General features: G+C 58.0%; 16 protein-coding genes. 8 read left to right on the top strand and 8 right to left on the bottom strand.

Annotated elements, in window-relative coordinates:
* Positions 1-11 precede the first annotated feature (11 nt).
* Positions 12-659 (bottom strand): TetR/AcrR family transcriptional regulator, encoded by a 648-nt coding sequence (locus Q1L34_RS00365; RefSeq protein WP_004869043.1) that lies wholly within the window; start codon positions 657-659, stop codon positions 12-14.
* Positions 660-739: 80 nt separating this feature from the next.
* On the opposite strand from Q1L34_RS00365, the gene Q1L34_RS00370 reads away from it, so the two are divergent.
* Positions 740-2,233: an MDR family MFS transporter gene (locus Q1L34_RS00370; RefSeq protein WP_004869040.1), complete on the top strand. Its 1,494-nt coding sequence runs from the start codon at positions 740-742 to the stop codon at positions 2,231-2,233.
* Here Q1L34_RS00370 and Q1L34_RS00375 read toward each other — a convergent pair.
* Positions 2,230-3,144 carry a LysR family transcriptional regulator gene (locus Q1L34_RS00375; RefSeq protein ID WP_004869036.1) on the bottom strand — a complete coding sequence of 305 codons (915 nt, stop codon included), beginning with the start codon at positions 3,142-3,144 and terminating at the stop codon, positions 2,230-2,232. The two genes, Q1L34_RS00370 and Q1L34_RS00375, sit on opposite strands and share 4 nt — an antisense overlap.
* A 102-nt stretch (positions 3,145-3,246) precedes the next feature.
* Between Q1L34_RS00375 and Q1L34_RS00380 the strand changes: the two genes are divergently transcribed.
* Both Q1L34_RS00380 and Q1L34_RS00385 read left to right on the top strand, forming a co-directional pair.
* The gene (locus Q1L34_RS00380) at positions 3,247-3,873 is read left to right on the top strand and encodes a pyridoxamine 5'-phosphate oxidase family protein (RefSeq protein ID WP_004869035.1); all 627 of its coding nucleotides are present in this window, start codon (positions 3,247-3,249) and stop codon (positions 3,871-3,873) included.
* A 2-nt stretch (positions 3,874-3,875) separates the two neighbouring features.
* Positions 3,876-4,346 (top strand): nuclear transport factor 2 family protein, encoded by a 471-nt coding sequence (locus Q1L34_RS00385; RefSeq protein WP_015585501.1) that lies wholly within the window; start codon positions 3,876-3,878, stop codon positions 4,344-4,346.
* A 17-nt stretch (positions 4,347-4,363) separates the two neighbouring features.
* Here Q1L34_RS00385 and Q1L34_RS00390 read toward each other — a convergent pair whose 3' ends face one another.
* The gene (locus Q1L34_RS00390; RefSeq protein WP_004869032.1) at positions 4,364-4,900 is read right to left on the bottom strand and encodes a carboxymuconolactone decarboxylase family protein; all 537 of its coding nucleotides are present in this window, start codon (positions 4,898-4,900) and stop codon (positions 4,364-4,366) included.
* A 117-nt stretch (positions 4,901-5,017) separates the two neighbouring features.
* On the opposite strand from Q1L34_RS00390, the gene Q1L34_RS00395 reads away from it, so the two are divergent.
* From Q1L34_RS00395 to Q1L34_RS00405, 3 genes are all read left to right on the top strand, one after another.
* Positions 5,018-5,923 carry an AraC family transcriptional regulator gene (locus tag Q1L34_RS00395; protein ID WP_004869029.1) on the top strand — a complete coding sequence of 302 codons (906 nt, stop codon included), beginning with the start codon at positions 5,018-5,020 and terminating at the stop codon, positions 5,921-5,923.
* Between the two features lie 316 nt (positions 5,924-6,239).
* Entirely contained in the window at positions 6,240-7,049 is an 810-nt protein-coding gene (gene nlpA / locus Q1L34_RS00400; RefSeq protein ID WP_069476358.1) for a lipoprotein NlpA, read from the top strand.
* A 24-nt stretch (positions 7,050-7,073) separates the two neighbouring features.
* Positions 7,074-7,934, top strand: coding sequence for a DMT family transporter (locus Q1L34_RS00405; RefSeq protein ID WP_004869025.1), 861 nt, complete (start codon positions 7,074-7,076; stop codon positions 7,932-7,934).
* Here Q1L34_RS00405 and Q1L34_RS00410 read toward each other — a convergent pair.
* Complete coding sequence (locus Q1L34_RS00410; RefSeq protein ID WP_152309044.1) at positions 7,926-8,480, bottom strand: NUDIX domain-containing protein; 555 nt, start codon at positions 8,478-8,480, stop codon at positions 7,926-7,928. The genes Q1L34_RS00405 and Q1L34_RS00410 overlap by 9 nt on opposite strands.
* 168 nt (positions 8,481-8,648) lie before the next feature.
* Here Q1L34_RS00410 and Q1L34_RS00415 point away from each other — a divergent pair, with 168 nt between their 5' ends.
* Positions 8,649-9,428, top strand: coding sequence for an MBL fold metallo-hydrolase (locus Q1L34_RS00415; RefSeq protein WP_004869022.1), 780 nt, complete (start codon positions 8,649-8,651; stop codon positions 9,426-9,428).
* Between the two features lie 26 nt (positions 9,429-9,454).
* The gene (locus Q1L34_RS00420) at positions 9,455-10,408 is read left to right on the top strand and encodes a GlxA family transcriptional regulator (protein WP_004869020.1); all 954 of its coding nucleotides are present in this window, start codon (positions 9,455-9,457) and stop codon (positions 10,406-10,408) included.
* Here Q1L34_RS00420 and Q1L34_RS00425 read toward each other — a convergent pair.
* The 4 genes from Q1L34_RS00425 to Q1L34_RS00440 all read right to left on the bottom strand — a co-directional run bounded on the left by Q1L34_RS00425 (position 10,405) and on the right by Q1L34_RS00440 (position 14,218).
* Positions 10,405-11,454 carry an NAD(P)-dependent alcohol dehydrogenase gene (locus tag Q1L34_RS00425; protein WP_004869018.1) on the bottom strand — a complete coding sequence of 350 codons (1,050 nt, stop codon included), beginning with the start codon at positions 11,452-11,454 and terminating at the stop codon, positions 10,405-10,407. The two genes, Q1L34_RS00420 and Q1L34_RS00425, sit on opposite strands and share 4 nt — an antisense overlap.
* Positions 11,455-11,681: 227 nt before the next feature.
* Positions 11,682-11,981 carry a putative quinol monooxygenase gene (locus Q1L34_RS00430; protein ID WP_004869015.1) on the bottom strand — a complete coding sequence of 100 codons (300 nt, stop codon included), beginning with the start codon at positions 11,979-11,981 and terminating at the stop codon, positions 11,682-11,684.
* A gap of 1 nt (position 11,982) precedes the next feature.
* Positions 11,983-12,990: a zinc-binding alcohol dehydrogenase family protein gene (locus Q1L34_RS00435; RefSeq protein ID WP_015585507.1), complete on the bottom strand. Its 1,008-nt coding sequence runs from the start codon at positions 12,988-12,990 to the stop codon at positions 11,983-11,985.
* A 340-nt stretch (positions 12,991-13,330) separates the two neighbouring features.
* A complete protein-coding gene (locus tag Q1L34_RS00440; RefSeq protein WP_227520596.1) occupies positions 13,331-14,218 on the bottom strand; it encodes a hypothetical protein in 888 nt (295 codons plus the stop codon).
* Between the last annotated feature and the right edge of the window lie 172 nt (positions 14,219-14,390).

Here is a 14,390-nt window from a genome sequence, read left to right on the forward strand (position 1 = left end):
CAGCGCGTGGCTTAACCAGCAATTCCCCGGCGGATCAGCGTCAGCGCGTGGCTGACAATGGTCTGTCGGGTGACGGAGGTTAAGCGTGTGTCGCTACGCAGGCGGGAGAATGGCACCAGAACCAGGCTAATCAGGGTGGTGAACAGCAGCTCCGGCGACAGGGCCGGGTTGAGTTTGCCCTCTTCCTGCCAGCGCTTCACCGTTGTCAGCATCCGGTGATATTTATCTTCGCCAAAGCGCGCGTGCATATGCTGGCGCAGTATCGGCATTTCGCCAATCACCTCCTGCATCCACAGCGGCGCAAACCAGGTGTGCTTCTCCGCCAGCGTCCCCAGCGCCTCGATCAGCAAGGTGAAAGCGGTCACCGGATCTTGCGGATGGTCGATAAAAATCTGGCCTATCTCACTGCGCAAAGGCATGAAGCGCTCTTCCAGCAACTGGTCCACTAACGCTTCCCGCGAGCTGAAATAGTAGTGCAGCATCGCCGGCGTCACGCCTGCTTCTTTCGCAATCGCATTGAGCGAAGTATGGGCGATCCCCTGGCGGGCAAACAGCATCAGCGCAATATCCATAAGCTGCTCGCGACTGGCCGTGCCGGGCTTTTTACCCCGCGGGCGGCCCGGACGACGAGGGACATCATTGTCTTTTTGTGCGGCCATTTCTTCATCCTCTCTTGACGGGATTCATCATTTCCCTAAATATTAATTATACATTTAATTAATTTCAAGCGAGTGATGTGATGACATCTCAAGTCGCGACCCAACCGGCACCGTCGATCCGTCTGCTGTTTAGCGCGCTGATGCTGGTTATGCTGTTGTCGGCCCTGGATCAGACCATTGTGTCGACGGCGCTACCCACGATTGTTGGTGAGCTCGGCGGGCTGGATAAGCTCTCCTGGGTGGTCACCGCCTATATTCTCAGCTCGACGATTGTCGTACCGCTGTACGGTAAATTTGGCGATCTCTTCGGTCGCAAGATTGTGCTCCAGGTGGCAATCGTGCTGTTCCTGGTCGGTTCCGCGCTGTGCGGCGTCGCGCAGAATATGACTCAGCTGGTGCTGATGCGCGGGTTACAAGGGCTGGGCGGCGGCGGTCTGATGGTGATCAGTATGGCGGCGGTGGCCGATGTGATCCCCCCGGCCAACCGCGGCCGCTATCAGGGGCTGTTCGGCGGGGTATTCGGCCTGGCGACGGTGATCGGGCCGCTCATCGGCGGCTTCCTGGTGCAGCACGCCTCATGGCGCTGGATTTTCTATATCAACCTGCCGCTGGGGCTGTTTGCGCTGCTGGTGATCGGCGCGGTTTTCCACAGCAGCAATAAACGCAGCCAGCACCAGGTCGACTGGCTGGGCGCGATTTACCTGAGTATGGCGCTGCTGTGTATCATTCTCTTCACCTCTGAAGGCGGCAGCGTGCGTGCGTGGAACGACCCGCAGCTCTGGTGCATTCTCGCCTTCGGCGTGGTGGGGGTTATCGGATTTATTTATGAAGAACGGATCGCCGCGGAGCCGATTATCCCGCTCTCCCTCTTTCGCAATCGCAGCTTTCTGCTGTGCAGCCTGATTGGCTTTGTCATCGGGATGTCGTTGTTTGGTTCGGTCACCTTCCTGCCGCTCTATCTGCAGGTGGTGAAGGCGGCGACGCCGACCGAAGCCGGGATGCAGCTCATTCCGTTGATGGGCGGGCTGTTGCTGACGTCGATCGTTAGCGGGCGCATTATCAGCCGCACCGGCCGGTATCGCATGTTCCCGATTCTTGGCACGCTGTCAGGGATGGTAGGGATGGTGCTGCTGACGCGCATTACCATTTACTCGCCGATGTGGCAGCTGTATCTGTTTACCTCCGTGCTGGGAATGGGTCTGGGACTGGTGATGCAGGTGCTGGTGCTGGCGGTACAGAACGCCATGCCGGCGCAGATGTACGGCGTGGCGACCTCCGGCGTGACGCTGTTCCGTTCGATCGGCGGTTCCATCGGAGTCGCGCTGTTCGGCGCGGTGTTCACCCATGTTCTGCAAAACAACCTGCAGCGTCTGCTGCCGGCAGGGACGGAGCTGCCGCGGGCGCTGAATCCGGCCGCGGTGCATAACCTGCCGTCGGAGATCCGCCTTGATTATCTCGATGCCTTTGGCTCGGCGATTCATGCCGCCTTCCTGATGGCGGCCTGCATCATGGCGGTGGCCTTTCTGCTCTCATGGCTGCTGAAAGAGGCGCCGCTGAAAAAGGTGGCGAACTAGCCGGTTGCCGCGATGCGCGTCAGCGCCTGGCGCAGCATCGGCGTGGCGAAATCGAGAAATTTCCGCAACTTAAGAGGTGCCAGCCCGCGGGCGGTATACAGCAGGTGTACCGGCGCAGGCTCCGGTTCCATCGCCTCCAGTATCAGCGTCAGTTCACCGCACGCCAGACCAGCGATGGCCTGGTAGTGCAGCAGGCGCGCTACGCCGGCCCCCAGTCGCGCGGCATCGGCGGCGCTTTCCGGAGTGGTCACGCAGAGCACCGGCTGAAGCACCACGTGCCGGTCTTCCGCCATGGCCGCCTTAAACCGCCAGCCGCGATAGGGCATCGGTGATTCAATACGAATGGCCGGCAGCGTGCTCAGCTCACGCGGGCGCTGCGGGTGTCCGTGTTTTTCCAGCAGCGTCGGGTGGGCGCAGGTGACGATACGCATCTCGCCCAGGCGGGTGGCAACCATTCCGCTATCCGGCAGCGGACCAATGCGCACCGCGAGATCGATATGCTCGTCGAGCAGATCGGCATTACGATCGCTGAGCAGTAAACGGACGCGAATTTGCGGGTAACGTGCGAGAAACGCGGTGACAACTGGCAAAACATGCTGTCGGCCAAACATCGTCGGTGCCGCGATCGTCAGCTCGCCCTTCGGCTGCTGATATTCCCCCGCCGCCTGGCGTTCGGCCAGGTCAACCTCTTCGAGAATCCGCCGTGCGGCGGCGACATAATCGATGCCGGCGTCGGTCAGCGTCAGCTTGCGGGTGGTGCGGAGCAGCAGGCGCACGCCGAGCGTGCTCTCCAGCTCGGCAATATGGCGGCTGACGGTGGTCAACGGCATATTCAGCGCCCGTGCTGCCGCCGACATGCTGCCCAGTTCAGTAACTTTTACCAGCAGCGCCATGGCGCTCAAGCGATCCATAATTATCCCGTTTTCCGGAAAGATGATTGTCAGTATCGCAGTATTATCATTTATGGCGGCAGAGTCCATGATGAGCGCAGTAATCGCGCGTTCGGAGGATCTATGCCGGGGGACTTTCTCGATATTGCCATCACGCCTGATGTGATGGACGTTCAACATGAAATGGGGAGCGATGGTCTGTGGCAGTCGCCGTATCGCCAGCGCAGGGGAGAACGTTTCGGCGCCAGTGAAGAGGAGATGATCGCCACCCGCGACAGTGTTTATCTGGCAACGCTATCGCAAACCGGCTGGCCCTATATTCAGCATCGCGGCGGGCCGCCGGGTTTTCTCCATCTGCTGGATGACGCCACGCTGGCGATGGCGGATTTTGGCGGTAACCGGCAGTACATCACCACCGGCAACCTGCGCGGCAGCGACCGTGCCTGCCTGTTTTTGATGGATTACCCGCGCCGCGCCAGGCTGAAAATCTATGCCACCGTCGAGGTGCTGGCGAAGGACGATGATCCGGGGCTGCTGGCTCGGGTCACGCCGGACAATTACCGCGCCAGGGTGGAACGCCTGTTTCGCTTTCATCTGCAGGCGTTTGACTGGAACTGTCCGCAGCACATTACGCCGCGCTACAGCGCCCGGCAGGTGGCGGAGTATAGCCAGACGCTGCAGCAGCGTATCCAGGCGCTGGAGCAGGAAAACCTACAGCTACAACAACAGTTAACGCTAAAAGGAGAGTGACCATGACCGAAGTTCGCCCGCCGCTACCGCCGTTTACACGGGAAAGCGCGCTGCAAAAAGTTCGCGCCGCCGAAGATGGCTGGAACAGCCGCGACCCACAAAAAGTGGCGCTGGCCTATACGGCCGACAGCCAGTGGCGCAATCGCAGTGAGTTTGTCCATGGACGCGCGGAAATCATCGGCTTCCTGACGCGAAAATGGCAAAAGGAGCAGCAGTACCGGCTGATTAAGGAGCTGTGGGCATGGAACGATAACCGTATTGCGGTGCGTTTCGCCTATGAATGGTGTGACGACAGCGGCAGCTGGTTCCGCTCATATGGCAATGAAAACTGGGAGTTTGATGAGCATGGCCTGATGCATACCCGCTACGCCTGCATTAACGATCTGCCAATTGAAGCGCAGGATCGCCTGTTCCATTGGCCCCAGGGGCGCCGCCCCGATGACCATCCGGGATTGAGCGAGCTGGGGCTATAAACAGGCGATGTTATGGGTTAATCGGCTTTCGGGAAGTCGACGACCGTATCATTCACCCGGTTCACCATATTGGTGAACAGAATGGCGCTCACCGCGCTGATAATCTCAATCACCTGCTGGTCGCCGAAGCCGGTGTTACGCAGTGCGCTGACGTCGGCTTCCGGGAGCGTGCCGCGAGTGCGCACCAGGGTCTGGACAAACTTGACCAGCGCGTCGAGACGGGCATCTTCAGCAAACTCGCCGCGGCGCAGGGCATGGATTTGCTCGCCGCTGTAACCCGCTTTTTTGGCCATTAACGTATGCGCCGCCAGGCAGTAATCACAGCCGGTGGCTTCGCTCACGGCGAGGTTAATCGCTTCCAGCTCTTTGGCATTCAGGCTGCTTTTACTCAACATCGCGTTATGCGCCAGCGCTTGCTGCAATGCTGCCGGTGAATGACCGCCGATGGTCAAATAGGCATTGGGCACTTTACCCATCGCTTTTTTGATCGCCCCGAAAATTTCTGCGGCTTTACCGGTGACGTCTTGTTCACGAATATCAGCTAAACGGCTCATGGTGTGCTCCTGTGTCTGTGAGGGTGTGATGTGGCAATGGCGACATCTTAGGGATATGCGGCGTGCTAGACTGAGGCTCTTCGTCTCATTTTTTAGTCTTATCGTCTCAGGAGTGGCATGGACAGTCTCAGTCATCTGCTGGCGCTGCTGGCGCCGCGCTGCGAAGTGAATCTGCACTGCCGGTTTGGCGGTCGCTGGCAGGCCGGGCATGAGCAGATGCGCAGCGGCGTGGTACCCTGGCATTTTGTGTTGCGTGGCGAGGGGCGACTGATGGTCGGCAAACAAACCCGGCAGATGCGGGCGGGCGATGTCATCTTGCTCCCGCACGGCTCGCCGCACCTGATGGAAAGCCTGGTGGAGTGGGGGCAGATCCTGCCTGTCGCCCACCGCTTTAACGGGACCCTGACCGAGGTCCGAACCGGTACCGACCAGGATGCGCTGGAGATGCTGTGCGGCGAATTTTACTTCGGCCCGCACGTCAGCTGGTTGTTTGCAGAACCGGCGGACTTGATTCATCTGCACACCGACGAGCGGGCGGAGTGCCCGGAACTGGAGCTGCTGCTTAACGTGCTGGTACGGGAGAGCCTGATGGCGCGCCCCGGCGGCGGGGCTATCGTGCGTAGCCTCGGCGACACGCTGCTGGTTTTGCTGCTGCGCACGCTACTGGGTAGCGAAGCGCCGCCGGCAGGGCTACTGCGACTGATGAGCGATGAACGGCTGATGCCCGCTGTTTTCGCGGTGCTGGAAACGCCAGAGCAGCCCTGGACGCTGGAGAGTATGGCCGCCCGCGCTTTTTTGTCGCGCGCCACCTTCGCCCGGCATTTTGCCCGCGCGTATCACCTTACGCCGCAGGCCTGGCTTTCACAGCTGCGGATGGCAATGGCTGCGCGTCTGCTGCGCGTGGAGCGGCAGACCAACCTTGATGTGATTGCCGGGCGCTGTGGGTTCCAGTCGCAGGCCTCGTTCTCGAAGGCGTTTAAAAAACTGTATGGCGTGACGCCCGGCGAGTGGCGGCGTCGGTAAGCGGCTTGTCGCCGATGATCCTCGTGGCGGCCGGTGCCGCCAGAGGCGTAAACAAAAAATAGTCGTCCGGTTTTCGGTTGTGACGCCCGGCACGCGCGGGCCAGAATCCGCCATATCACTAGCGAACCGGAGGACTGATGGGTTTCGCACAACAGCAGCAACAGGCGACGCCTGTGCTGCTGGCGCATGAAGCCAACCACCGGTAGATGATTTTATTTCCGGTTGCTGTTTTTGCAGTTTAAAACCTGACCATAAAGTCGTTATAGTTTTGGACGAAAAATAATAACGACTTCTATGGACTGACAGGGTAAAAATGATGAAATTGCGTTTACGGACAGCCGCCGCCGTGGTGCTGGCGGGTCTGCTGCTGGCAGGCTGCGACCAGCAAGGTAGCGATGCGAAACACATTAAAGTCGGCGTCATCAACGGCGCGGAACAGGATGTCGCGGAAGTGGCTAAAAAGGTCGCCAAAGAGAAATATGGCCTGGATGTCGAGCTGGTGGGCTTCAGCGGTTCGCTTCTGCCTAACGAAGCGACGAACGCCGGCGATCTGGATGCTAACGTCTTCCAGCACCGGCCGTTCCTGGAGCAGGATAACAAAGCGCACGGCTACCATCTGGTGGCGATCGGCAACACCTTCGTGTTCCCGATGGCGGGCTATTCACGCAAAATAAAATCGGTGGTCGATCTGCAAGACGGGGCGACTATCGCCATTCCGAACGATCCCACCAACCTGGGGCGCGCGTTGCTGCTGTTGCAAAAAGAGCAGCTGATTACCCTGAAGGCGGGGACTGGCCTGCTGCCTACGGCGGTCGATATCACCGCCAACCCGCGTCACCTGAACATTATGGAGCTGGAAGGGGCGCAGCTGCCGCGCGTGCTGGACGACCCGAAAGTGGATGTGGCGATTATCAGCACCACCTATCTTCAGCAAACCGGTCTCTCGCCGGTGCATGACGGGATTTTTATTGAAGATAAAAACTCGCCGTACGTGAATATCATCGTGGCCCGCGAAGAGAATAAAGACGCGGAAAACGTGAAGGAATTTATGCAGTCCTATCAGTCGCCGGAAGTCGCCAGGGCGGCAGAGACTATCTTTAACGGTGGTGCGGTTCCCGGCTGGTAATCGTCAACACAAGGAGAGGTGAATATGGTCCGGCAGCGTCAGGCGGATTTACTGCTGGTAGCCGCTACGGTTATCGCCGCATGTGGGTGGATATTTTCTCGCGAAGCCATCGCGGGGATGCCGGTTTTCGCCTTCCTTGGGCTGCGTTTCTTTTTTGCGGCGCTGCTGCTGCTGCCGTTTTGTCGCGGCTTCCACGTGGAGAGGCGACACTGGCGGCAGATGACGATCGGCGGGCTGTGGTTTGCGCTGAACCTGTGTCTGTGGATCTACTCGGTCTCGACCACCGCCTCGCTGGGCGAGGGGGCGTTCATCATGAGCCTGTCGATGCTGTTTGTGCCGCTCACCGCATGGGTGATGATGAAAACACGCCCGGCCCGGGCATACTGGGAGTGCCTGCCGGTCGCGATCGTCGGCCTCGGGCTGCTGAGTCTGCATATGCCGATTGCCTTCCACCCCAGCCAGGGCTGGTTTCTGCTGACCGCGCTGGTGCAGTCGATCTGGTTTTGCTACACCAGCCGCTGCGCCCGCGATGTGCCCCTGATCCCGCTGACCACCGTGCAGCTGGCGATTACCGGACTCGTCGGGCTGGGGATCTCCGCCGCCGTCGAAACCTGGGACCAGCCGTTTACGCTACCCACTTTCGGCTGGCTGCTGGCCAGTATTGTTATCGCCACCAGTCTGCGCTTCGGCCTGCAAATGAAGGGGCAGAAGTACGCGGCGGTGGCAAGCGCGGCGATTATCATGGTGCTGGAGCCGCTGTTGACGGTTATTGCCGCCGCGCTGTGGTACGGCGAACAGCTGCCGTTGCAAAAGATTATTGGCGGTATGTTAATCCTGGTGGCCCAGCTGTGGTTTCGCTGGCGGATGCTCAGGCCGTTACGCTAAACCGTGATGCTGCTGCGCCATCAGATGCAGCAGCGGCACCAGCGACAGCCCGTCAGGCATCTCGCCACGGGCGATCAGCTGGCTAATTTCGGCGAAGGTAAACCAGCCTGTTTCCATCACCTCATCCTGATCCTCATCCATTCCGACATACGTCAGATCGCGGGCAAGCCAGGTGATAAACAGCTGGTCGCTGCTGCCATAGGAGGGGTTGTAGCGGATAATTTCTTCGGCCTGTTTCGCCTGATAGCCGGTCTCTTCCCGTAGCTCGCGCAGGGCCGCCGCGCGCGGCTCTTCCCCTTCATCAATACCGCCGGACGGAATAGCCCATACCACCTTATCGATCAGATACCGATAGTGGCGGATCAGCAGTACTTTGTCCTGCTGCATGGCGACAATCCCTACCGCCGGGCGCGGATAATGGACAGAGTAAAAATCGCGGCGCTCGGCGTCGGTGACGTCGATGGCCACCTTACGCATGCTGAACCACGGAGTGTGCGCAATCACTTCGGCGCCGTGCATATCGGCGACGGTCAGTCTCTTTTTCATCGTAGCCACTTCCTCAGAAAACGAGCGTTCAGGACATCATAGCCAGAGGCGGATGGCAACCGCAGAAAGTTGGCCCAATCTCATCGATCATTGCCCAAATGCCCATATTGCGCCAGGCTGGTGGGACGTACGATGTTCGCCAGATAACCGCGAAGAGGAGTGAACATCATGAAAATGACCCATATCCGTAACTCAACTCAGATTATTGAATATGCAGGAAAAAAGTTCCTGATTGACCCGATGCTGGCGGATCGTGGCGCCTGGCCGGGATTCCCGGGCACCGCCCGCGCAGAGCTGCGTAACCCGTTGGTCGGGCTGCCTTTTTCCCTTGAAACTATTATTGATGTCGATGCGGCGATCGTCACCCATACGCATGATGATCATTGGGATGAGGCGGCGATCGCCGCGATCCCGAAGACGCTGCCGGTTTTTGTCCAGCATGACGGTGATGCCGGACTGCTGCGTGGACAGGGATTTCAGGATGTCCGCCTGCTGTCGGAAGAGAGTGAGTTTGCCGGCATCCGCTTACAGAAAACTACTTCCGGGCAGCATGGCAGCGACCGCACCTATGCCGTGCCGGCTATGGCGGAGCGCCTGGGCGAAGCCTGCGGCGTGGTGTTTCGCCATCCGCAGGAGAAGACGCTGTGGCTGGTGGGCGATACCATCTGGCGCCCTGAAATTGAGGCCGATATGCTACGGCTGCGTCCCGATGTGGTGGTGCTGAATGCCGGCTACGCGCACGTGATTGGATTCGGGCCGATTATCATGGGCAAAGAAGATGTGCTGAAAGCCCATTTTACCCTGCCAGAGGCGAAAATTGTCGCTATCCATCTTGAAGCGGTCAATCACTGCCTGCTGAGCCGCGAGGAGCTGCGCGAATACGTGGCGGACAATCAGATTGCCGATTCTGTCAGCATCCCGCAGGATGGGGAAAGTATGATCTTTTAAGCCCGCCGCGAGGAACGGAGAGGATGATGAAATTAACCGATGTCGCAATTGTTGCCGTGGACGGGTTCAGCCCTTTTCACTACTCGGTTCCCTGCATGTTGTTTGGCGATAGCGTCTCGGAAACGAAACGTTTTAAGCTGCAGATTTGCGCCGAACGGCCGGGATTGTTGACCGCGCCCGACGGCTTTGCGCTCAACGCCAGCGCGGATTTCACCGCCCTTGAGCAGGCTGATATCGTGGTGGTGCCTTACTGGGGAGCGGTGCATCAGCGTCCGCCCCAGTCGTTGCTGGATAGCCTGGTGCGGGCAAGGGAGAACGGCGCTGAAATCGTCGGGCTATGCCTCGGCGCCTTTGTTCTCGGCTATGCCGGGCTGCTGGATGGCAAACGGGCGGCGACCCACTGGGAGTTTGAGCAGGCGTTTCAGCGGCAGTTTCCCGAGGTGCGGCTGGATATCAATGCGCTGTACGTCGATGACCAGCGGATCATTACTTCAGCGGGCACCGCGGCGGCGCTCGACTGCTGCCTGTATATCATTCGCCAGCGTTTCGGCAGCCTCGCGGCGAATCAGATCGCCCGGCGTATGATCGTGCCGCCCCATCGTGAAGGGGGCCAGGCGCAGTTTATCGCCCAGCCGGTACCGAAAAATACCCGCGACGCGCGGATTAACGGCCTGCTGGAGTATCTCCAGCAGCATATCGCCGAACCGCACAACCTCGACTCGCTGGCGCAGGTGGTAGCAATGAGCCGGCGCACGCTGACTCGTCACTTCACCAGGGCTACCGGCATGAGCATTGCCGACTGGCTGACCATTGAACGTCTGCGGCGCAGTCAGCTCTTGCTCGAAACGGGGAATATGCCCGTCGAGCAGGTGGCGGAAAGCGTTGGATTCCGCTCCGCCGTGACCTGGCGCCAGCAGTTTAAATCCCGCTTTGGCGTCAGCCCGGCGGAGTGGCGGCGCACCTTTCGCCGCGGGACTTAACCGGCGAGCGTCGCGCTGTCGATCACGAAGCGATATTTGACATCGCCTTTGACCATACGCTCCCAGGCTTCGTTGATCTGATCGGCGCGAATCAGCTCAATATCGGCGACGATGCTGTGTTCGGCGCAGAAATCGAGCATCTCCTGAGTTTCCGGGATCCCGCCTATCATCGAGCCCGCAATCGCACGACGGCGAAATATCAGATTAAACACTTCCGGCGAAGGATGCGGGCTGGCCGGCGCGCCGACCAGGGTCAGAGTGCCATCGCGTTTGAGTAACGTGGTGAAGGCATCGAGATTGTGCGGCGCCGCTACGGTGTTGAGGATGAAATCGAAGCTTTTCACGTGGGCGGCCATTTCATCCTCGTTGCGTGAGACAACCACCTCATCCGCGCCCAGCGCTTTTGCTGCTTCCCGCTTCGATTCTGAGGTGGTAAAGGCCACCACGTGGGCGCCCATGGCATGGGCCAACTTAATTCCCATATGTCCCAACCCGCCAATACCCACAATGCCGACTTTTTTCCCCGGCCCGACGTTCCAGTGACGCAGCGGAGAGTAGGTGGTAATCCCCGCGCAGAGCAGCGGCGCCACGGCGGCGAGTTGTTCCTTCGGATGGCGAATATGCAGCACGTAGCGCTCGTGTACCACAATCTGCTGCGAATAGCCGCCGAGGGTGTGTCCAGGCGCGTCTGCCGTGGGGCCGTTGTAGGTGAGAATCATATGGTCGCAGTAGTTTTCCAGTCCTGCTTCGCACTCTTCACACTGTTTACAGCTGTCGACCATACAGCCGACGCCGACCAGGTCGCCAACGTTGAACCCCGAGACCTGATTGCCGATGGCGGTCACCTGGCCGACGATTTCATGCCCCGGCACGCAAGGATAGAGCGTACCGGCCCATTCAGATCGTGCCTGATGAAGGTCGGAGTGGCAGACGCCGCAGTAATCGATGGCGATCTGCACATCGTGGGGGCCCGGGTCGCGGCGGGAGATAGCCATCGATTTCAGCGGTTGGGTGGCGGAGTACGTACCAATAGCATTGATCTGCATAGCGAAACCTCTTTCTGAATGAACGTGCTGGATGATTCGGAGGGGATGACCTGCTTTTTGGCGGCAACGGTAAGCGTAGCCTGGCCAGCGCGGGGCGTGGGGCGATTAGCTCAGAGTGTTAAACAGAAAAGGGAAAAAGAGACGGGGTAAAAAAGACGGGATAAAAAAGGAAGGGGGTAAAAGAGGCGGGATCCCTGCCTGACAGGGAACCCGCAGCGTTGAGGCGATTATTCAACCGGTGTCAGATAATCCAGGCGCAGCGGTTCAGCCAGCAGGCTGTCCATTTGCGCGATAAAGGCCTGAAAGTGCGGCAGGGCGATGTGCGCCTCCAGCGCGGACGGGTCACGCCACGACTCGCGCATGTAGAAGGTGTCCGGCGCATCGCGCAGCTGAAACAGGGCGTAATCCAGATTACCCGCTTCCTGACGGGTCGGCTGTAACAGCGCTTTCAGCGCCTGCCGCAGATCGGCCGTTTTTCCCGGTTTGGCTTTCAGAACCGCAATGGCAGATACCGTGTCGCTCGTCATCTTAAAACCCTTCCAGCACGATTTTGCCGACCGCGCGCCCGGTTTCCAGCTGGGTGTGCGCTCTCTGCAGGTTACTGGCGTTGATTGGACCGTAATGCTCGCCCAGGGTCGTTTTGATGGTCTTATCGTCAATCAGGGCCGCCACCCGGGTCAGCAGCTGATGCTGGGCCAGCATATCCGGTGTTTCAAACATCGAACGAGTGAACATAAACTCCCAGTGCAGCGAAATGCTTTTGGCCTTCAGCGGGCGGGCATCGAGGGTTTCCGGATCGTCAATCAACGCCAGCTTGCCCTGTGGGGCGAGGGCCGCAATCAGCTGCGCGTAATGTTGTTCAGTACTGTTGAGGCTGGCGACGTGCGTCACGGCGTTTACCCCAATCCGCGCCAGTTCTTCGCTGAGCGGCTTGCTGTGATCGATAACATGGTGTGCTCCGGCATCAAGTACCCATTTTTGGCTTTCCGGGCGCGAAGCGGTGCCGATGATCGTCATACGCGTCAGTTTGCGCGCCAGCTGCGTGAGAATGGAGCCGACGCCGCCCGCCGCGCCGACAATCAGCAGCACATCCCCGGCGTTGCCGCCTTCCTGCACGCCAAGACGGTCGAACAACAATTCCCATGCGGTGATGGCGGTCAGCGGCAGGGCGGCGGCAGAGGCGTTATCCAGCGAGCGCGGCTTCAGGGCGACGATCCGTTCGTCGACGAGCTGAAACTCGCTATTACTTCCCGCGCGCCCCAGCGCACCGGCATACCAGACTTCATCGCCCGGCGCGAACAGCGTGACCGCCTCGCCAACCGATTTTACGACGCCAACCGCATCCCAGCCCAGCACGCGCGGGGTATCGCCGGTAAATCCGGCGCGGACTTTGGTATCCACCGGATTCACGGAAATCGCCTTCACTTCAATGAGCAGGTCATGCCCTGCAGCAACCGGAACCGGCAGCTCGATGGCGCTTAAAAATGGGACGTTACTGCCTGCGGTAGCGGCGCGGGTAATGGCAATCGCTTTCATATACTCTCCGGTTTTAAATGGGATTTCTGTGGGAATCCATTAATGGTAGACCCCTGATGGGAAGGGAAAAACGGGGCCTGGGCGATAAGAGTTATATTGAAAAGCTGAAAATCGGTTTGGGGATAGATTTTGAACTTCCTGCCAGAATGACTGAGTCGTTTGGAAATCGCACCACTCTGCCCTGATGCATTCATTAGAATTTATTCGACCTCAGGCATCTCCTGATGTTTGAAGCCGTGAGACGCTAACATCAAGAGCAGACCGATGTGAGAAAGGTAAGACGATGAGTATGCGCAGCAATCAGGGATTCTCACCAGTATGAGAATGCCCTTTTCCAATATCAGCTTATTGCACCTAATGTACATTCAACTTTTGATTTTATCTCCGCGGCATCTTTCTTGCTGACTTCAATAAAGCCCTGCGCATCATATGGCACTTGCCTTGTTTGCTCGTCTTTAAACACCTGTGGGCTAATATCTATCCATGCTTTATCTTTCAGTTTTCTGGCATAGAAAGACAACTCATGATTGTTATAGGTAATTTTTGCCAATACTTTGCCTTGAGCTGTCCTGAAATCGCTATAGCAAACCGCCTTATTATCCAGTGTTATTTTGGTCGGGTCTGCAGGAGTGAGTTTTGGCGGGGTTGGTGTTTGGGTGCTCAGTTGCTGATTTCTGACCAGCGCAGCGCCAGAATGTTTACCATTGTCGTAGCAGATGGAGCCAATGGCCAGAAAGAGAGCAAGCGTAATGATGGATTGTAGCCAAAATCTATTGCCCGCTTTCTCTAATTTAGCTTGTTGTTCTTTCACCTTTGCATTCAGGTTAAGAACTTCTCTGGCTAATTCCCGGCTTTCTACCTGGACCGTCGCTAAAGCCTCTATGCTCTTATTTGCTGCCTTCAGATTGTTAGTCGCGATGGCGTATTGATCGCGTAAGTTTGAGAGTTTTAACGCATTCAGATCGGCTTCTCTTTTGCACTGTATCGCAACACGTTTAGTCTGGTGGAGATCGTCTTCAAGAGCGTTAATTTTACGCTTCAGCCCGTTAACTTCTGCTGTGTTATCCGCATGCCGATCCTCGTCTTCATCGACTTTCAGACGCAGCAAATCAGCAGGATTAATCCCGAGTTTTTGCATATTTGCTGCCGCCATTTTTAAGGCGGTGGCTGCTTCATTGGCACTACTATTATGAAGTGCAGAGCTAATAAGTTTCTTTATTCTTTTCATTTATATGGTTGGGATATATTTTTACAGCATTTTACGCTTTTAAATTTTTTGGATAAGGTCGGTTTGATCAAAAAACAACGCAATCTCTAGACGAATCCTATAACCGGCAATGAAGGAAGAACGCATCAAATAATACGATTCATCACCAGGAACGAAGGCAATGCGCGACATC

The organism is Klebsiella ornithinolytica, assembly GCF_030505655.1.
In the GTDB taxonomy this organism is placed as follows: Bacteria; Pseudomonadota; Gammaproteobacteria; order Enterobacterales; family Enterobacteriaceae; genus Klebsiella; species Klebsiella ornithinolytica.

Coding starts and splice junctions, on each gene's coding strand:
- Q1L34_RS00365 (WP_004869043.1), bottom strand. CDS start 659: ATGGCCGCACAAAAAGACAATGATGTCCCTCGTCGTCCGGGCCGCCCG.
- Q1L34_RS00370 (WP_004869040.1), top strand. CDS start 740: ATGACATCTCAAGTCGCGACCCAACCGGCACCGTCGATCCGTCTGCTG.
- Q1L34_RS00375 (WP_004869036.1), bottom strand. CDS start 3,144: ATGGATCGCTTGAGCGCCATGGCGCTGCTGGTAAAAGTTACTGAACTG.
- Q1L34_RS00380 (WP_004869035.1), top strand. CDS start 3,247: ATGCCGGGGGACTTTCTCGATATTGCCATCACGCCTGATGTGATGGAC.
- Q1L34_RS00385 (WP_015585501.1), top strand. CDS start 3,876: ATGACCGAAGTTCGCCCGCCGCTACCGCCGTTTACACGGGAAAGCGCG.
- Q1L34_RS00390 (WP_004869032.1), bottom strand. CDS start 4,900: ATGAGCCGTTTAGCTGATATTCGTGAACAAGACGTCACCGGTAAAGCC.
- Q1L34_RS00395 (WP_004869029.1), top strand. CDS start 5,018: ATGGACAGTCTCAGTCATCTGCTGGCGCTGCTGGCGCCGCGCTGCGAA.
- nlpA (WP_069476358.1), top strand. CDS start 6,240: ATGAAATTGCGTTTACGGACAGCCGCCGCCGTGGTGCTGGCGGGTCTG.
- Q1L34_RS00405 (WP_004869025.1), top strand. CDS start 7,074: ATGGTCCGGCAGCGTCAGGCGGATTTACTGCTGGTAGCCGCTACGGTT.
- Q1L34_RS00410 (WP_152309044.1), bottom strand. CDS start 8,480: ATGAAAAAGAGACTGACCGTCGCCGATATGCACGGCGCCGAAGTGATT.
- Q1L34_RS00415 (WP_004869022.1), top strand. CDS start 8,649: ATGAAAATGACCCATATCCGTAACTCAACTCAGATTATTGAATATGCA.
- Q1L34_RS00420 (WP_004869020.1), top strand. CDS start 9,455: ATGAAATTAACCGATGTCGCAATTGTTGCCGTGGACGGGTTCAGCCCT.
- Q1L34_RS00425 (WP_004869018.1), bottom strand. CDS start 11,454: ATGCAGATCAATGCTATTGGTACGTACTCCGCCACCCAACCGCTGAAA.
- Q1L34_RS00430 (WP_004869015.1), bottom strand. CDS start 11,981: ATGACGAGCGACACGGTATCTGCCATTGCGGTTCTGAAAGCCAAACCG.
- Q1L34_RS00435 (WP_015585507.1), bottom strand. CDS start 12,990: ATGAAAGCGATTGCCATTACCCGCGCCGCTACCGCAGGCAGTAACGTC.
- Q1L34_RS00440 (WP_227520596.1), bottom strand. CDS start 14,218: ATGAAAAGAATAAAGAAACTTATTAGCTCTGCACTTCATAATAGTAGT.